An 18,308-nucleotide genomic window follows, 5' to 3' on the forward strand; every position below is an offset into this window, starting at 1 on the left:
GCCGCTGCCATGAAAGCTGCCATGAAGGCCGGGTCCCCGGAAACCGCAACGCCCGCGACGACCTCGCCTGCCGCCGTCGAGCGCTCCGTTTCTGCCGCTCTGGAGCGCTGGGAGCCGGAAATCCTTGGCCTGAGCCATGCGATCCACGCCGATCCCGAGCTCAGCGGGCAGGAGTTCCGGGCCGCAAAGCGGGTTAGCCGGCTGCTCCGGAGCGCGGGCTTCAGCTTTGACGGTCCGCAGCCGCTGCTCCCGGCTTCCTTCAGCGCGAGGTTCGGGACGGGTGAGCTGGTGGTCGCGCTGTGCGTTGAGTACGACGCATTGCCGACCATCGGGCATGCCTGCGGACATAACGTGAACGCGGCTTGCGCTGTGGGGGCGGCATTCGCGCTCGCTTCTGTCGCCGACGAGCTCGGGATCACGGTCAAAGTTCTTGGCACTCCCGCGGAAGAGACAAGCGGGGGCAAGGTCGATCTCATTGGCGAGGGTTTCTTCGAGGACGTATCCCTGGCGATGATGGCCCATGCCGGCGCCGACGACGTCATCGGCGGCACGTCCCTGGCCATGGGTATGTGGGACGTGCTTTACGAAGGGCGCCCCGCGCATGCCGCGGCCGCTCCATCTGAGGGGGTCAATGCCCTCGACGCGCTCGTGATTGCACAGACCGCCATTGCGTTTGCGCGGCAGCAGCTTCCGCCCGGCTCGGTTGTTTCGTTGATCGTGACGGAAGGCGGGAGCGCCGTCAACGTCATACCGGAGCGGGCCCGGGCGAGCGTGGAAATGCGTTCACCGAGCCTCAAGAACCTGCGAACCATAGAGGACCGTGTGCGGCGCTGCCTGGAGGCGGGCGCACTTGCTAGCGGGAGCACACTCAAGGTCACGCCCACGGGGAATGCCTACGCTGAGCTCAGGCAGGACCGGTACCTTTCCGAGGCCTACCGGGAAGCGATGTCCGCCCGAGGGAGGGCTGTTGCGTTCAACGAAGAACCAGTGGCTTCAACAGACATGGGGAACGTCTCGCAACTGGTCCCAAGCATCCATCCGCTGCTCGGCTACGACGTCGGCGGGGCCGCCCACCACACCGCCGAGTTTGCTGCCCATGGCTCCTCCGCTTCTGCGGACCGGGCGGTCCTGGACGGCGCCTTCGGCCTGGCCCTGGCGGCGTGCGCGGCGGCCAACGATCCGCGGCAACGCGAACGGCTGCTGAACGTCCGTCGCTAACGCCGTGACGGTGGGTGCGGCTCCACAGCTGCGTTCCGGAACGCAGCCCCCGGGCCGCACCCACGAATTCTCGCGGTCGCCCGCTATGGTTCCCGCCGTCGAGCGGGCGGACAATGATCTCAGCAGTTCGCGAGGGAGCGTAATGGGATTCTCGAGGCAACAAAAGACGTCAGTGGCCATGGCCGCATTTGGCCGCTCACGTGATCCCGTGATCGATCTCGCCCGGTTCTTCTGCCTCATCCTGGTGGTGCTCTCGCACTGCATGATGGTCAGCCCGGTTCTGCACCCGGACGGCACCGTCACCACCGAAAACACGCTCATGGAGCAGCACTGGTTCGAACCCGTCTTGTGGGTGTTCCAAGTGATGCCGCTGTTCTTCGTCCTTGGCGGCATCACGGGACTGGAATCGTGGCGTCGCCTGCGTGCGCGCGGCGGCTCCGGCGTCGACTACGCGCAACTGCGGCTCTTGCGCCTCATCCGTCCGGCAACGGCGCTACTGGCCTCGATGTTCGTGGGGCTGTGGGCCGCGCGGCTACTTGGCGTGGACCCGGAAGTGGTCCAGCTCATCGCGACTGGGGCGGGCATGCCCTTGTGGTTCCTGGCTGCGTACCTCGCTACTCAATTGAGCGTCCCCTTGCTGGCCAGGCTGCACGGACATGCCCCGTGGTTGACCCTCGGCGGGCTCGTGGCCGCCGTGATCACCCTTGACTCCCTGCGCGGGGCGTTTCCGATCCTCGCTTTCGTCAACATGCTCTTTGTATGGTGCGCGGTCCAGCAATTCGGCTTCTTCATTGCCGATGGCATCTTCGCTGGACGCAGCCGGGGCTGGTTCGCGGGGTTGATCGTCGGCAGCAACCTGCTGCTGGGGTTCGTGACAGGGATCGGGGTCTACTCCGGAAACATGATCGTGGACCTGAATCCGCCCAACTTCTGCATGCTGCTCTTGGGTCTGTCCCAGGCGGCAACGCTCCAATTGCTGCGCCCCGCCCTTGCCTGGGTGGCTGGGGTGCGCTGGATCCGTTGGGTCGTGGCCGTGGCGGGCCGGCGGTCCATGACGGTCTATCTGTGGCATTTGCCGCTGCTCGCAGCCATGGCGGGGCTGCTGCTCCTCACGGACTTCCCCAAACCGGCGGCAGGTACGGCCGAATGGTGGTTGGCCCGCCCATTGGTGCTGCTCGGCGTCCTCGTGCTGCTGCTCCCGGTCCTGCTGCTGTGCGGCAGGCTTGAAGAGCGCCCGACGGCGGCCAGCCACGCGCGCGGCAGGACGCACGTCGCGGTGGTGACTGCCGGCGTCGTGGTTTTCATTCCGGTGGTGGACGCCGGCTTCAACGGACTCACGCTGACCCTTCTTGGTGGGGGAGCGGCGTGCTTCGCGCTGGGAGTGTTACTGCTGGGACGGGTGCCGGCCGGGGTCCTTTCCGCCGCGGTTCCCGATGCCCCTGCCGTGCCATTGCCAGAGCCCGGTTTACGTGCGAATCTCGACTCATGACTGAGTTCACGGATTCAACCGCAGAGTCGTTCAGCCCGGACGTGACAACGGTCAGGAACGACAAATTCCACCGCTACGAGCTTCTTGTTGATGGTGAGGTAGCCGTGATCTCGCAGTTTATGGACAAACCCGGCCATATCGACTTCCTCCACACCGAAACGCGGCCGCAGTTCAAAGGCCGCGGGCTGGCCAAGGTCCTGGCACATTTTGCCCTGGATGATGTGCTGGCCTCGGGCAAGCGGATCATTCCGCATTGCCCGTTCATCGCCGCCTATCTACGCAAGCATGAGGGCTACGATCTCGACGTCGATTGGCCGCCGGAACCGCCGGTGGGGGAACCGGACAACGAGTAGTCAGTCCGCCGGGCTGTGCTGCCGCAGCACACCGGGCGCGTGCCCGTGTGCGTGGCAAAGGCAATGGCATACAGCGCATGCCGCATGAACCCCGTCCCTGCAATCAAGGGTCACATAGAACACCCTGGACTTTCCGTCGCGGTCTCTCGGCGTGCGTTGAATCATCTGAACTTCCCGTCGACTGCATTGAGTGGTCGTGTCACTGATAAGTGGGCGCAGACGCGGGATCGTGACGCAGTTTTGCCTGGGACCTATTGCCTGAGGGCGACAATGGCGTCGTGTTCGTCGCGGATTGCCCGGCCGCGGGACATGCACGTGACCCCCATGGCGCTGACAAGCTCGCCGCCGTGCCAGTGATCGGAAGCACTGACCACGTACGAAAAGTTCAGCATCGCTGATTCTCCGGCCGACAACGTTCCGATGTGCAAGTCACCGTCGTGGGGCTTGGACGTGTAATCAAGATTCTCCATTCCTTCATTGGTGAAGGAACGGGGAATGAGGCGCACATTGCGGAGTTGGACCTTGGAATCATTGATGATCCAGGCTGTGAAGATGATGGTTTCGCCTGGGGCCGCCGCCGACTTGTCTGCCCCGTAAACGAGGACAATTTGTGGTGAGCGGCGTGGGCGGCGGAGTCGGGTCACGCCAGTTGAGTGTGGCTCGGGACCGAATCGTGTTGCCGTGGGTGAAAGTCGCTGAGAACCTGTCCCTGCGTAAGATTCAAGTCACATGTAACTTCGGCTGTCACACTGGATGATTATGGGGCAGGTTTCAGAGGACGGTTCGAATGGCGGGGACGCGTCGATGGCCGTTGGGCATAGCGACCCTCACATCATGGCCATGGTGCGTGACGGTGATGCTTCCGCCTTCGATGTGCTGTTCCGGCGACATGTGGCAGCTGCCCAATTTGTTGCCCGTGCCCAGACCGACAATGTCAGCGACGCCGACGACGTCGTGTCCGAGGCGTTTGCTTCGATTTTCCAAGCCCTCACCGAGGGCAAGGGACCGGACCAGTTCTTTCGCTCCTATCTTTTGACTGCAGTGCGGCGAATTGCCCACGACCGCAACCGGAAGGCCAGGCGTACTCAAGTCGTCGGCGACGTCGACGTCCTGGATACCGTTGCCATCGATGCGGACACCGTTCTAGACGCCTTTGAGTCGAGCACCATGGCGAAGGCGTTCAAATCGCTTCCGGAACGCTGGCAGGCGGCCCTCTGGCACGTGGACATCGAAGGCCTGAAACCTGCCGCGGCCGCACCCTTCATCGGATTGAGCCCCAACGGGGTCTCCTCGCTCGTGATCCGGGCGCGTGAGGGGCTCCGGCAGGCCTACTTGCAGAACCACGTGGCAGTGGTGAGCGACGACTCATGCGCTGAATATTCGAGCCAGCTGGGAAAGTACGCCCGCGGCGGACTGAAACGGGCGTCGTACGAAAAGGTCAAGGCCCACTTGGAGGAGTGTCCGAAGTGCACGGCTGTGCTGGTGGAACTCAACGATGTCCAGGCAGGCATGAGGGCGCTTGTCTTCCCCTTGGTAGTCGGCGTGGTCTTTACACCGGCAGTGACTGCCGGATTTCTCCCCGGAAGCGTACTGCTGGAATCGCTTCTTCCCGGAGGGGTTCTCCAGGAGCCATTCCTCTCAGAGCCGTTCCTTTCCGAGCCATTCCTTCCGGGAGGGGCCGAACCGGCCGCTGCTGGACTGCGCTCAGTGGGGGGATTCTGGAAGATGGCAATTGCCGCGTTGGTCTTGGGAGGCCTCGCGATTGCAGGCATCCTCATGTGGCTTGGACAGTCCAGCCCGGCGCCAATCGCCGAAGCCAATGTTCCAAGCAGCGCTGCACCTGCCCCACCGTCCGTGCCGGAACGTGGCCCGACGGCACCCCTGCCAAGTCCGGCGCCGAAGTCGGACCCGCCCGCCACAACGGTGCCGCAACCTCCCGCGCCCGCGCCGATCGTGCCCGAAGCGGTTCCTGCCCCGCAGGAGACGGCCAGGGTAGTTGATTCCGGAACCGGCATCACGAACCCCGTTCCGCGGATGGGTTCGTTGACGATCCATAAGTATGAGAAGCCGGCGACGGCGACCAGCCTGCCCAACGACGGAACCGTTCTGACTGCCGCCCAGTTGCAGGGACTGACGCCGATGGCCGGAGTGACGTTCACGGTGCAGAAGGTCAACAACATTGACCTGACGACCAACGCGGGTTGGGCTGCGGCGGCCGCGTTGACGCCGGCGCAGGCCTCGGCGCAGGCAGCGACCCCGGGTTCGACGGTCACCACCGGCGCGGCCGGAACCGCGACCCTGGCGAATCTTCCGGCGGGCCTGTACCTCGTGACGGAGACCGGTTACCCTGCCGGGGTGATTCCTTCGGCGCCGTTCCTGGTGACCCTGCCCATGGCGGACCCGGCTGGTGGGAACGGCTGGATGTATGACGTGAACGTCTACCCCAAGAACGCCGTGACTACAGCCACGAAGACCGTTAACGATGCCTCGGTGGTCAAGCTCGGCGACAACGTGCAGTGGACCATCACCTCCGACATCCCCAACGTCAACCCGATCGACGGGTACCGGATTGTCGACAAGCTCGATTCGATGCTGAGCTACGGCAACTCGGCGGTGGCGCTTTCGGACAACGCGGTACTGGTGTTGAACACCGATTACACGATCGTCTTCAACACGGCCACGAATACCCTCACGGTCGACTTCACCGCGAGCGGCCGGGCCATCCTGGCCGCGAACCCCACGGCCAAGGTCCTGGTGACGGTGAACTCCACCGTGAACACAGTCGGTGAGATCGCGAACACGGCTCTCGTCTATCCGAACGCGGCCAGCTTCGCCATCACTCCGGGCCAACCCGGCGGTCCCGTCGTCACTCCTCCGGTAAGCACCACCAAGTGGGGCGACATCGTGCTGCACAAGAAGGATTCCCAGAGTTCGGCCGCCCTGGCCGGTGCCGTGTTCTTGGTCTACCCGACCCAGGCCGATGCCCTCGCCGGTACCAATGCGATCAGCGTCGGAGGGATCAGTTCCTGGACCACCGATGCAAGCGGCAACCTGGTGATCTCCGGACTGCGCTACTCCGACTGGGCCAACGGAAAACCCGTCGGTCCCGGTCAACCCGGCTACCAGAGCTACTGGCTCGTGGAGACCAAGGCGCCGTCCGGCTACGAGCTGCTCGCCGAGCCGGTCGAGACTGCGGTCACCAGCAACGATCCCTCCGCTGTGACGGTGACGATCGGGAACATCAAGCAGAACGCCGGATTCCAGCTGCCGCTCACAGGTGCGGGAACCTGGGCCCTGACCGCAGGCGGGATCCTCGTGCTGGCAGGAGCAGGTCTGTTCATGGCCACCGGCCGCCGGAAGCCGGCCGAAGCAAAATAGGCGGCTGGCCGCCCGGGACGTGACCCAAGGGATCTCACGCTCCGAAAATACCTTCCCATTTTCGCGTCACGATCTGCGAATTGCACACACTGTTTCAGTGGGTGGCCGTTTCTCCACCACTTCATTCAAAAAATTGAATCTGTTTCTGCGACACGAACCGCCGGAAGCGCGCACTTGAAGGCTAGAGACCACCTGCGTGCCCGCTCCCGAAAGTGAAGCAAAACAAGCCTATGAAGCAGTCCCTTCCCGCCAAGCTACTGGCAATTCTCCTCACAGCAACGATTGTCGGCCTTGGATTGGGCGGCACCCTGCCTTCACCCGCATTTGCGACGACGCCGGGAACCCCGGGAGTGCCACAGGCTGGTACGCCGGTCTACACCGAAAACTTCTCCAACCAGGACGCGACGTCGTCCGCCATCAACATCCTGAACTACACCGGTGGTGCGGCCGCCGCCAATATGACATACACGGCGGACCCGCAGTACACGCCTGCCGGGAATCAGTGCAATGGGTGGATCCTCAACTCATTTACGCCGCAACCGTCATGGTCAGCCGACAGCGGATGTGCGAACAATGCGCCGTCAGCGTGGCAGAAACTTCAGCAGATTGCCGTGCAGCTCGGTTTGGCGCAAGGCCAGACCGCGGCACAGGCCGCCAGCAATCAGGCCCTTTCGGCGTTCACCAACTCCCCTACCGGCCAAATTGCCGCAGGCACCGAATTCAAGACGGCCAGTGCGAACGCAATTCCGGCCATTCCGGGGCATTACTACGCAGTCTCTGCCTATTTCGCCGCTATGAACTGTCCTGCGGCGGGCGGCGCAAATCAGCCGAAAGAGACGTTTTCCCTCATCGTGAACGGCAACCCGATTGTGCTGAGCTCCGGACTGAACCCGTGCACCGACCCTACGAATTGGGCGACTCAGGTGACGAAGCTGCAGTCAGCCGCCTATCAGATACCGACAGGGTCCACGGCATCGCTCGGCTTGTCACTGTATAACGCGACAGCAACCGGTAGCGGCAACGACGTGGCGTTCGACCTGCCCCAGATCGTCGATGTCACCCCTCAGTTGGACAAATCATTCTCGCCCGCGCTCGTCGCCCCCGGCCAGACCTCCACCGTGACGCTGACCGTGACCAATACCAACGACCTGAAGGCGAAGAACGACTGGGGCATCACCGATACGCTGCCCGCCGGCGTCGTGATCGCCCCTAACCCGGCGATCGGTGGGACATGTGCTCAGGTGACCGGCGCAGGGTTCGTCCGCGCCGCGACCGCTGGATCGAACACCTTCACCGCCACGGGCGGTGATCTTGCGGTGGGGCAGGCATCCTGCACCATCACGTTCAACGTGACCGCCGCGACGGAGGGGACGTATGTCAACGGCCCGGCCAACATCGTGACCAACCTCAACCCTCCAGCGAACGCCATGCTGACCGTTCGGGCGCCGCGGATCACCCTTACCAAAGCGCTCGGCGCGCCGCGCGGAGCGGCAACGGACCAATTCACGATGCAGATCCGCGCCGGCGGCGCTACAGGCGCGGTGGTCAACAACACCGTCAACTCGACCACGACAGGTACAGGATCGTCAGTAACTGCGGGAACCGGCACGACCGGAGCCTACGTGGCCGCAGCCGGAACAACGTACACCCTAACCGAAGCGGCCGCCGGAACGGCAAACCTGGCGAACTATGCCGGCACCGTCACGTGCACGGACTCGTTCGGCCTGCAGGCCGGGTTGCCGAACGGCGCAACTTTCACCGGATCGCTGGCCATCACGCCGGTGTCCGGGGCCAACATCACCTGTACCTTGTCAAACACCGCCCAGCCCATCATCAACGTGGCCAAACAGGCAGGCGCGGTCACTGGTCCGGATACGAACGGCAACTTCGTCGCCAACTACACCGTCACCGTCTCCAACACCGGCTCGGCGGTCGGTACTTACGGCACCCTGGCCGACACGCCGGCGTTCGCCCCGAACCTGGCTATTACGCGCGCTGCCTGGACAACGTCCGGGCCCGGCGCTCCTGCCGGCGGTTCGACCCCGACCGCCGGTCCGTACGCGCTGGCGCAGCCGGGTATCGCCATCCCCCCGGGAGTCACTCATGCGTTCAACCTCGCCGTGACGTTCCACTACACCAACACCAACCAGCCAGCGGCGTGCGCGGGCCCGGGCACCGGCCTGTTCAACTCGGTCGCCTTGCCATCTGGCCAGGAGCAGGGCCCGACGTCGGACAACTCTGCCTGCGTCACCGTCCTGCCCAACCTGGTGGCCGCCAAGACCGTGGATCCGGCCGCCGGGACCATGGTCCAGCCCGGGCAGGTTCTCACGTACACGCTGACTTTCGACAACACGAGGGGTACCGCCCCGGCCGCTGTTAGTTACACCGACTGGCTCGGGGACGTTCTGGATGCCTCGAGTTTCGTGGCCAACTCGATCACCACGACCTCCACGAGCGGGACTTCTTTGGTTGTCACGAACAACTCGGGGGCTGCGCCGAAAACCTTGGCCGTCACGGGCATAGTGGCTGCTGGCGCGAAAAGCGTCGTAACTTATCAGGTGAAGGTCAATAGCGTTGGCAACCTGGGTGATGCTTCCCTCGAGAATTACCTGACCCCCTCGACCATCATCATTCCGCCAGCGAGCTGCCCGGCCGGCAGCACCACCTGCAACGTCAACCCAGTGGGCTCGTGGACCTTGGGCAAGACCGCCTCCCCGGGCTCGGGAACTTACATCAATCCGGGCGACCCCAGCGCAAACAGGGTGATTAGCTACACGGTGACCGCCACCAATTCCACCCTCAATCCCATCACCGGTGTGGTCCTCAGCGATGACCTGAGCCAGGTACTGAACAACGCCACGTTCACGGCCGGGTCAGCGAAGCTGACCGTCAATGGCGGTACACCCCTCGCAGTCCCGGACCCCGGTCCTGACATGAAGCTGGCCACGCTTCCATTCACTCTCCCCGGCAACGGCACGGCGGTGTTGACCTACTCGGTGACGGTCAACACGAATGCATGGCTCGTCACCCTGAAGAACGGGGCCACCGGCAACGGGGTCATCCCTCCGGCACGATGCGTCACAGGAAGCACGGCGCCGCTTGACCCTGCATGTTTCACCACGAATCCCACCACCGGCCACCTTTTCGTGCAAAAGGCAGGGCCCGGGACAGTCCAGGGTTCCACCGTCCCCCTGACTGGCTCGACCTTTGAGATCCACAACGATGCTGCCGGGCAAATGGGCCCCATCGTGGTCGGAGTGAACAGTGCCATCTCCGGGTCACCCGGGCTCATCGAGGTCAGGAACCTGGTTTCGGGGACCTACTGGCTGCTCGAAACCAAAGCCCCGAACGGCTACTCGCTCCTCGCCACTCCAGTGAAATTCACCGTTGCAGCGAACGGCAGCATCGCCTTGGACACGGCCACCGCAGGAACGTCAGTAACAGCAAGCAACCAGACCATCACTGTTCTGGATATGGCGTCCGTCAAGCTTCCAACCGCGGGTGGGCCAGGCACCGCCGGCCTTTTCGGCGGAACGATTTTCGGCATCCTCGCCCTCATGACTTCCCTCGCCCTCATCATCTTCAGGCGAGCGAACAAAACCCCGCAAACCCAAACTCCGTAGCGCAGCTCCGCGCAAATCAATGGGGGAACAAGAAAGGAAAACGATGAAATCATCGAAAGTGAGGCGCGGCATAATAGCCTCTTTGGCCGCAATAGCCTCAGCCGGGATGCTCGCCCTCGGAGCCGGAGGTGCACACGCGGCGAACACAGCGAACATCGATCCGTCCAAGACGGGTTCGCTGACCATCCACAAGTACGAGAAGCCGGCAACGCCGACCAACCTGCCCAACGACGGAACGGCACTGACCCCGGCCCAGACCGCGGCACTGACCCCGATGGCAGGGGTGACGTTCACGGTGCAGAAGGTGAACAACATTGACCTGACGACCAACGCGGGCTGGACTACCGCGGCGGCCCTGACGCCGGCGCAGGCCGCGGCGCAGGCGGCCAGCCCTGGCACGACCACCACGACCGACGCGAGCGGAACGGCGACCCTGGGGAACCTTCCGCTGGGTCTGTATCTGGTGACGGAGACCGGCTACCCGGCCGGTGTCACTCCCTCGGCCCCGTTCCTGGTGACCCTTCCCATGACGGACCCGGCCGGCGGGAAGAGCTGGCTGTATGACGTGAACGTCTACCCCAAGAACGCCGTGACCACAGCCACGAAGACCGTCAACGATGCCTCCGTGGTCAAGCTCGGCGACAACGTGCAGTGGACCATCACCTCCGACATCCCCAATGTCAATCCGATCGATGGGTACCGGATTGTCGACAAGCTCGATTCGAAGCTGAGCCACACCAACTCGACGGTGGCGCTTTCCAACAATGCCGCGTTGGTGTTGAACACGGACTATACCGTCGTGTTCAACACGGCCACGAACACGCTCACGGTTGATTTCACCGCAAGCGGCCGGGCCGTCCTGGCCGCCAATCCCACGGCGAAGGTCCTGGTCACGGTGAACACCACGGTGAACACGGTCGGTGAGATCACGAACACGGCTCTTGTCTACCCGAACGCGGCCAGCTTCAACATCACCCCGGGCCAGCCCAACGGCCCGGTCGTCACACCCCCCGTGGCGGTGACCAAGTGGGGCAACATTGTGTTGCATAAGAAGGATTCCCAGAGTTCGGCTGCCCTGGCCGGTGCCGTGTTCTCGGTCTACCCGAGCCGGGCAGATGCCTTGGCCGGCACCAACGCGATCAGCGTCGCCGGTGCCAGTTCCTGGACCACCGATGCCAGCGGCAACCTGGTGATCTCCGGCCTCCGCTACTCCAACTGGGCCAACGGGGCGACAGTGAGCCCGGGCCAGCCCGGCTACCGGTCGTACTGGTTGGTCGAGACCAAGGCCCCGTCCGGGTACGCGCTGCTCGCCCAGCCGGTCGAGACCACGGTCACCGGCAACGCCCCCTCCGCTGTGACGGTGACGATCGACAACGTCCTGGCGAACGCCGGATTCCAGCTGCCGCTCACCGGTGGCGTTGGAACCTGGGCCCTGACCGCCGGCGGAGTCCTCGTGCTGGGAGGCGCGGGCCTGTTCATGGTCACCGGCCGCCGGAAGCGCAACGAGGCAAAGTAACCTTCCCTCGGTGACCTGCACCTCTTGATGCAGGGGTATGGGGCATCCACCACTGGAGTGGATGCCCCATACCGCTCCCGTCCATCAAAGCAAGAGGCTCCAATGACTCAAACCCTCAGAGAATTCATGGAGGGTTCCGAACCTGGCCCGGGAGACCCGCCTCGGCGACGTAGAGCTCGCAGCGCGGTGCCCGGTCGCAAGGGCATCCGATCAGGCCGTGCCGGCCGGAGATTTGTCACCATTATGGTCATCGCCGCCATCGGCCTGGGCCTGGTCCTTTACCCCCAGGCAGCTGACTGGTTCAGCTCGATATCCCACAACAGCCAACTTTCCGGCTACGCGCAGGAAGTCGAGCAGCTTGAACCCTCGGCCCGGACGAAAGTGTTGGACCGGGCACGCGGATACAACTCCCGGATCCCCGCCGGACAACTGCGGGACCCGTACTCCGTGCAAGCCCCCGTGCCGGCATTGGAAGGGCAGTTGCGGGATTATCAGAGCCAGTTGAACGTAGCCAACGACGAGATGATCGGAAGGTTCCGCTACCCGTCACTGAACATTGATCTGCCGGTCTTCCACGGAACCAGCGACGACGTCCTGGCCAAGGGCGTGGGCCACCTCTACGGCTCCTCCCTTCCCGTAGGCGGCCCGGGCACGCACAGCGTCCTGACATCGCACTCGGGGATCCCGAATGCGGAACTCTTCAACCCCCTCCACAACGCGAAAACGGGTGACATCTTCGCCACCGAAGTCATGGACCACACGTTCCTCTACAAGGTGAACAGGATCGAAGTGGTCAAACCGGATGACATTTCTTCACTGAAAATCACCGCGGACGAGGACTCCATCACCCTGGTGACGTGCACCCCCATCGGAGTGAACTCGCACCGGCTCCTCGTCCACGCCTCCCGGATCGCAGATATCCCCAAAGACGCCCCGGAACAGAAAACACTGGCAGGACGCCAAACCAACATCGGATTTCCGTTCTGGGCCGCCTACTTCATAGGCGGTTTGCTGGCCTTCTACCTGGCGTCCATTGCCTGGAACCGTCGACGAAGCCGATGATCCAAAGGCTTCGAGCACGCAAGTGCCTGAGGCGCATCTCCCTCCAGATAAGGAAGCACCACAATGACCTCACAATTCAATCTCTATGTTGACGCGGACGCCTGCCTTCGGTTCCAACTCGTCACCGGAAGTGGAGACTTGCTGCTGACCTCCAAAGCCTTTGAGGACGAGGACGCGGCAATCGCAGCGATCTGGTCAGTGCGGGAGGCCGCGGCCAAGGGGCGAATCGTTGATCTCACCGGTTCGATGCCGGAAAACCACCCCGCCGAATAGGTCACGGCCCCGGCATTGAGCCAGTCGATCTCTGATTCAGCGGATATCCAAATGATTGTCATGGCATTGCTAATAACGGCGGCAGGTGTCGTCGCCCTAGCCGGGGTCGTCTGTGTGTTGCTGATCGCTCCGCTCGTCGCGTTGGCAATCCGGTGCCGGCGCGTCAGGAGAGAGCAAGGCAAAGGTCGGCTTCGACGGCCTTCCGGAAATATCTTGCGACGTTCGCGACACGATTCGCACTCCATCGACACATAGTTAGTGCCTGGCATAAGAGGGAGTGAGACTCTTTGCGGACCTGTTGGGGGCCGCTACGGAGGCGTCCATTCTCGATGGACCGGCATGTCAGGCCGTGCCCCATGCGGTCGTGCGCCCCCATGCGACCCACGGCCGGGGGGCACGGTAGGGATCGAAGGATCCCTACACGGCGTGCGGCTGGATCTGAGACCCCCAGCCGCACGCCACTCAGCGCACGATGCGCAGGGTGCGCACCTCGAACGGCCGCATTCGCAGCTCGCCACCGAGGCGCCCATCGTCCAGTACGTCCTCGATAAGGCTCACCTCCCGCACCTCGCGGTGCGGAAAGTCGACCGACAGCTCGCCGTTCGTGCGACGACCAAGCGACTCGTAGACGCGCACGATAAGATCGCCCGAGCTATCGTCGGCGAGCTTCACGCCGGAAACGACGATCCCTTCGCCCTGGACCGAGACCAGCGGCGCGACGTCGTGACCGCCTCGGACTACGGTCCCTGGGGCGTTCAGCTCGATGCCCGCTTGGGTGGCCTCGGCAGGACCAGCGCCGATCACCATGCCGATCGTGATGACGTGCCGTCCGTGGTCGGCGTCGGGGTCAGGGAAGCGCGGTGCCCGAAGCAGCGAGAGCCGCACGGTTGTCGTCACGGAATCGTCCGCCACCTCGCGGGAGGTGTCGTAGCCGTAGATCGAGTCGTTCACGAGGGCGACGCCGAAGTCGTCCTCGCGCACCAGCACGAAGCGGTGCATCGACGTCTCGAACTTCGCTGCCTCCCAGCTCGTGTTCGTGTGCGTGACGCGCGACTGATAGCCGAACTGGGTCTCGGCCTCGGAGTGTGCCGCCTGCACGTCGAGTGGGAACGCGAGCTTGAGCAGCTTCTCGGTCTCGTTCCAGTCGATGTCGTTGACGATCTGCAGCGTCCGCGAGCCGGGTGCCAGCGTGATCGTCTGGGTGATGGCCGACTTGGAGAACGTGCGATCGATGACCACTTCGGCGCCCGCCTCGGTGAGCCGGGAGCAGATGCATGTGACATCGCGCAGTTCGGTGACGCTGTTCCGGTAGTAGCGGTCAATGTCCCAGGCGTCCCACATGTTCGGGAAGTCCTGGTGCAGCTGCAGCAGGTTCGCAGCGCGGCCATCGGCGACGGCGTCGCGTCCGGTCCGCAGATCTACCGCGGAGACCACGAGGCCCTCTTTGGAGATGCGCACACGCACGAGCGCGTTCTCAAGCACGATGTCGTCGCTCGAGTCGTCGAGCGTGATCTGGTCATCGGAGGCCGCGACCGAGGTGGCGCCGAGCGGCAACGGACCGGCAACCGACGTCGGCGAGAACACGAGCTCACGGTCTCCGTCGCCGGCGAGCGATTGGCGCGCGGCATCCGAGATTGCCCGAGCACCGGCGATCACGTCGTCGAGGACGGCGACCGCCTCGCGGTGCACCCAGGCGATGGAGGTACCGGGAAGGATGTCGTGGAACTCGTGCAGCAGCACCTGCTGCCAAAGCTGCTCGAATTCAGCCTGCGGGTACTCGGTCCCCGTGCGGACGTCAGCCGTCGCCGCCCACAACTCGGCTTCGATGAGGGCGTGCTCGGCCCGGCGGTGGCGCGACTTGGTCCCGTGCTGGCTGGTGAGAGTGCCACGGTGCAGTTCGAGGTACAACTCGCCGACCCAGACAGCCGGGTGCGGGAGCTCTGCCTTGGCGGCGTCGAAGAAGACGTCGGGATGTTCCCAGACGACCTGGGCGCTTCCCTCGAGGTTCTGAAGGCGTCGGGCGCGGCCCGTCATCTCGCGCGTCGTGCCGCCGCCGCCGTCACCCCAGCCCACGGGCGCGATCGACCGGGAGCTGACCCGGTTCTCTTTGAACTGGCGCGACGCCTTTGCGACCTCCATCCCGCTCAGCTGTGAGTTGTAGGTGTCCATAGACGGGAAGTGCGTGAAGATCCGCGAGCCGTCGATGCCCTCCCACAGGAACGTGTGGTGTGGGAAGACGTTCTGCTGGTTCCAGGAGATCTTCTGCGTGAAGAACCACTCGAAGCCGGCGCGGCGCATAAGCTGCGGCAGTGCCGACGAGTAGCCGAAGCTGTCTGGCAACCAGACGCCCTTCGAGCGGAAGCCGAACTCCCGCTCGAAGAACCGCTGACCGTGCGAGAACTGCTGCACGAGCGACTCACCCGTCGGCACCACCGTGTCGGACTCGACCCACATGCCGCCAAGTGGCAGGAAGCGACCGTCGGCCACAGCGGCCTTCACTCGTTCGAACACCTCGGGGCGGTGCTCCTTGAGCCACGCGTACTGCTGCGCGCTGGACATGCCGAACTGGAACTCCGGCTGCTCTTCCAGTAGCGCCGTCATCGACGACGAGGTACGGGCGACCTTGCGGATCGTCTCGCGGACCGGCCACAGCCAGGCGGAGTCGATATGTGCGTGTCCGATGGCCGAGATGCGATGGGCGCTGGCCTCGGCGGGAGCCGCGAGCACGTCGGCGAGCTTCGCGCGGGCGTCCGCAGCGGTTGCGGTGATGCGCTGAAGGTCGAGCACGTCGAGGGCGTCATCCATGGCCTGTAGGATGCGCATGCGCCGCGGCGAGGTGGGCGGAAGCTCGGCCTGCAGTTCGAACAGCACGTCGATGTCGAGCGAGAGCTCGAAGACCTCCTGCTCGAAGACAACCAGATCCATCCGGCGCGTGCGGTAGAGCGGCTCCGCAGACGAGGTGAGGATGTCGCCCTCCTGCGTCGGGAGGAAGGGGTGGTAGTCGAGCAGCACGGGGTTGGATGCCGCTTCGAGGTAAAGTTCGACGGCCTCGTCGCCGTCGGCCGCCTTGGTGACCGGGATCCACTGGTTGCGGGGGTTGATGCTCTTCACCGGAGTGCCCGCGGCACGATAGACGAGCGCCTCGCACTGGAAGCCTGGCATGTTGATATCGAACCCGAGGTCGACGACGGCTTCGACAGGGCGCCCTGCCCACTCGGCCGGCACGCGCCCGGTAAGGCGGAACCAGGTGGTGCCCCAGGCGGGACCCCATGGCACTCCGACGGACCCCGGCGCGTAGTCGAGCGCGAGCCCGTCGGCAGGGCTGATCGGCTCCCCGGCGAGCTCGTGGATCTCGACGGCCAGAGGCACGGATGCCGAGTGGATCGCCGGTCGGATGCGCTCCTCGAGGACGCGTTTGACGCGACCGATGGTGAGCGGGGTGTCATCATGCATGGGCTGTTCTCCGGGCTCGACGCCGATGGTTTTGCTAAAACGCTCCAGAAAGCTAGATCATCGGGTCGGTCATCCCTTGACGCTTCCCTCTTCGACGCCCTTGAAGAACCACTTCTGCAAGACTGCGAAGAGCACGATGATCGGTACGAGCGCGATCATCGTTCCCGCTGCGATCACGCGTGGGTTCGCCGCGAAATTGGAGCTGAGATATTGCATTCCGACGGTCAGCGTGTAGCTCGCAGGATCTGAAAGCACAACGAGGGGCCAGAGGAAGTCGTCCCACGCGCCGATGAACGCGAAGAGCGCGACGACGGAGACCATGCCCCGCACGTTCGGCCAGACGATGTGGCGCAGGCGCTGCATCGTGTTCGCGCCGTCGATGGTTGCCGCATCCAGCGTGTCCGACGGGATCATGCGGCAGGCGGCCGTCATCAGCAGCACGTTGATCGCCGCGACGGCCCCGGGGAGGAACACGCCCCAGAGCGTGTTCGCGAGTCCCAATGACTTGACCGTGAGGTACTGGCTGGTCAGGGTGACCTCGCCCGGGACCAGCAGCGTGGAGAAGAAGATCGCCAACACGACCCACTTGAAGCGGAACTTCATCGTGCCCAGCGCGTAACCTCCGAGTGTCGCGAACACGACATTGGTGATCACCGTGCCGATGCCGACGAGCAGGGAGTGCCAGGCGTAGTCGACCACCGGAATCGTGCGGAACACCTCGGCGTAATTGTCGAGAGACGGCGCCGCCGGGATCAGCGACGGCGGGAAGTCGTAGATGTTCTCCGACGCCCCTTTGAGCGAGGTCGACATCTGCCAGAGGAAGGGGAACACCATGAGCGCCAGCACGCCGAGAAGCAGCGCGTACTTGCCGATCAGGCCGCCGAGCGAGGGTTTCATGATGTCCGCCGAACCGCGCGTGCGGTAGGGATTCTCCCGCGGTGGCTTCACCGTTCTACTCGTCTGGGTCGCAGTCATCCCCGGACCTCCTGTACTGTCGCTCCGCGTTTGGTCTTCGCGGCCTTGGCCCCGCGCCTGCTCGCCAACGCTTCGCGGATGGTGTCACTGTTGTTCACGATCCCGACGATCAGCAGCGGAACGAGGGTCAGCAGGAACAGCACCAGCGAGATCGCGGATGCGTAGCCGATCTGGCCGTTCAGTCCTTTGCCCATCGACTGGATGAGCATCACCATACTCATCGCCCGCCCGCCGGGTCCCCCCGAACCATTGGAGAGCACGTAGAGCTCGGTGAAGACGCGCGTCGCCCCCACGCACACCAGCACAGACACGAGCATCATGGGTCCGCGTACTCCTGGGACGGTCACCGACCAGAACCGGCGCAAGCGGCCGGCGCCGTCCATCGCCGCCGCTTCGTGCAGCTCACGGCCGACGTTCCCGAGGGCCGCCAGGTAGACGACCATGTAATAGCCGAGCCCCTTCCACACCGTCAACCCGATGGCACATCCGATCAGCAACCAGCGGTCGGAGAGGAACTCGACCGGACGGTCGATGAGGCCGAAGAAGCTCAGTGCGGAGTTGATCGTGCCGCTGCCGGAGAAGAGGAATTCCCAGACGATCGCCACGACCACGGCGGAGGCGATGACCGGAAAGTAGAAGGTCGTTCGGAAGAACCCGATCGCCGGCACCTTGTTGTGCACGAGCAGTGCGAGCAGCAGCGGGAGGAACGTCAGCAGCGGCACGCACACGACGACATAGATCAGCGAGGTTGTCAGCGCGTAGCCGAAGCGGTCGTCCTCGAGTAGCTTCTCGAAGTTCGCGAAGCCGACGAACTCCGCCGGGCGAAGGGGGCGGGCATTCGTGAACGCGAGTACGACTGTGTTCAGGAATGGCCAGAGCGCGAACACGGCCATCCAGATCACGCCGGGTAGGACCAGTAGATACGGCGTGTACCAGCGCTGTCGTCTCACGGCGACCGCCCCCTTCAT

Annotated in this window: 12 protein-coding genes; 8 read left to right on the forward strand and 4 right to left on the reverse strand. The window is 64.1% G+C overall.

The features are described 5' to 3' along the window. Positions 1-9: 9 nt before the first annotated feature. From AB4074_RS18700 to AB4074_RS18710, 3 genes are all read left to right on the forward strand, one after another. Positions 10-1,218: an amidohydrolase gene (locus AB4074_RS18700; protein ID WP_441414729.1), complete on the forward strand. Its 1,209-nt coding sequence runs from the start codon at positions 10-12 to the stop codon at positions 1,216-1,218. Between the two features lie 142 nt (positions 1,219-1,360). Then, complete coding sequence (locus AB4074_RS18705) at positions 1,361-2,707, forward strand: acyltransferase family protein (RefSeq protein WP_441414730.1); 1,347 nt, start codon at positions 1,361-1,363, stop codon at positions 2,705-2,707. Next, positions 2,704-3,060 (forward strand): GNAT family N-acetyltransferase, encoded by a 357-nt coding sequence (locus AB4074_RS18710; RefSeq protein ID WP_441414731.1) that lies wholly within the window; start codon positions 2,704-2,706, stop codon positions 3,058-3,060. Before AB4074_RS18705 ends, AB4074_RS18710 begins: the two co-directional genes overlap by 4 nt. 251 nt (positions 3,061-3,311) lie before the next feature. Here AB4074_RS18710 and AB4074_RS18715 read toward each other — a convergent pair whose 3' ends face one another. Continuing rightward, entirely contained in the window at positions 3,312-3,704 is a 393-nt protein-coding gene (locus AB4074_RS18715) for a hypothetical protein (protein ID WP_441414732.1), read from the reverse strand. Between the two features lie 190 nt (positions 3,705-3,894). Between AB4074_RS18715 and AB4074_RS18720 the strand changes: the two genes are divergently transcribed. From AB4074_RS18720 to AB4074_RS18740, 5 genes are all read left to right on the forward strand, one after another. After that, the gene (locus AB4074_RS18720) at positions 3,895-6,438 is read left to right on the forward strand and encodes a SpaH/EbpB family LPXTG-anchored major pilin (protein WP_441414733.1); all 2,544 of its coding nucleotides are present in this window, start codon (positions 3,895-3,897) and stop codon (positions 6,436-6,438) included. 230 nt (positions 6,439-6,668) lie between these two features. Beyond that, a complete protein-coding gene (locus tag AB4074_RS18725) occupies positions 6,669-10,061 on the forward strand; it encodes a DUF7927 domain-containing protein (protein WP_441414734.1) in 3,393 nt (1,130 codons plus the stop codon). Positions 10,062-10,104: 43 nt separating this feature from the next. Beyond that, entirely contained in the window at positions 10,105-11,577 is a 1,473-nt protein-coding gene (locus AB4074_RS18730; protein WP_441414735.1) for a SpaH/EbpB family LPXTG-anchored major pilin, read from the forward strand. Positions 11,578-11,820: 243 nt separating this feature from the next. Then, positions 11,821-12,639, forward strand: coding sequence for a class C sortase (locus AB4074_RS18735; RefSeq protein WP_441414736.1), 819 nt, complete (start codon positions 11,821-11,823; stop codon positions 12,637-12,639). Positions 12,640-12,702: 63 nt separating this feature from the next. Continuing rightward, entirely contained in the window at positions 12,703-12,912 is a 210-nt protein-coding gene (locus AB4074_RS18740; RefSeq protein ID WP_441414737.1) for a YegP family protein, read from the forward strand. A gap of 462 nt (positions 12,913-13,374) precedes the next feature. Here AB4074_RS18740 and AB4074_RS18745 read toward each other — a convergent pair whose 3' ends face one another. The 3 genes from AB4074_RS18745 to AB4074_RS18755 all read right to left on the reverse strand — a co-directional run bounded on the left by AB4074_RS18745 (position 13,375) and on the right by AB4074_RS18755 (position 18,290). Continuing rightward, positions 13,375-16,365: an alpha-mannosidase gene (locus tag AB4074_RS18745; protein WP_441414738.1), complete on the reverse strand. Its 2,991-nt coding sequence runs from the start codon at positions 16,363-16,365 to the stop codon at positions 13,375-13,377. Positions 16,366-16,434: 69 nt separating this feature from the next. Next, complete coding sequence (locus AB4074_RS18750) at positions 16,435-17,340, reverse strand: carbohydrate ABC transporter permease (RefSeq protein WP_441414739.1); 906 nt, start codon at positions 17,338-17,340, stop codon at positions 16,435-16,437. After that, entirely contained in the window at positions 17,337-18,290 is a 954-nt protein-coding gene (locus AB4074_RS18755) for a carbohydrate ABC transporter permease (RefSeq protein ID WP_441414740.1), read from the reverse strand. The genes AB4074_RS18750 and AB4074_RS18755 overlap by 4 nt, the downstream gene beginning before the upstream one ends. Between the last annotated feature and the right edge of the window lie 18 nt (positions 18,291-18,308).

It is taken from the genome of Arthrobacter sp. 2MCAF14, assembly GCF_052115645.1.
Lineage (GTDB): Bacteria > Actinomycetota > Actinomycetes > Actinomycetales > Micrococcaceae > Arthrobacter.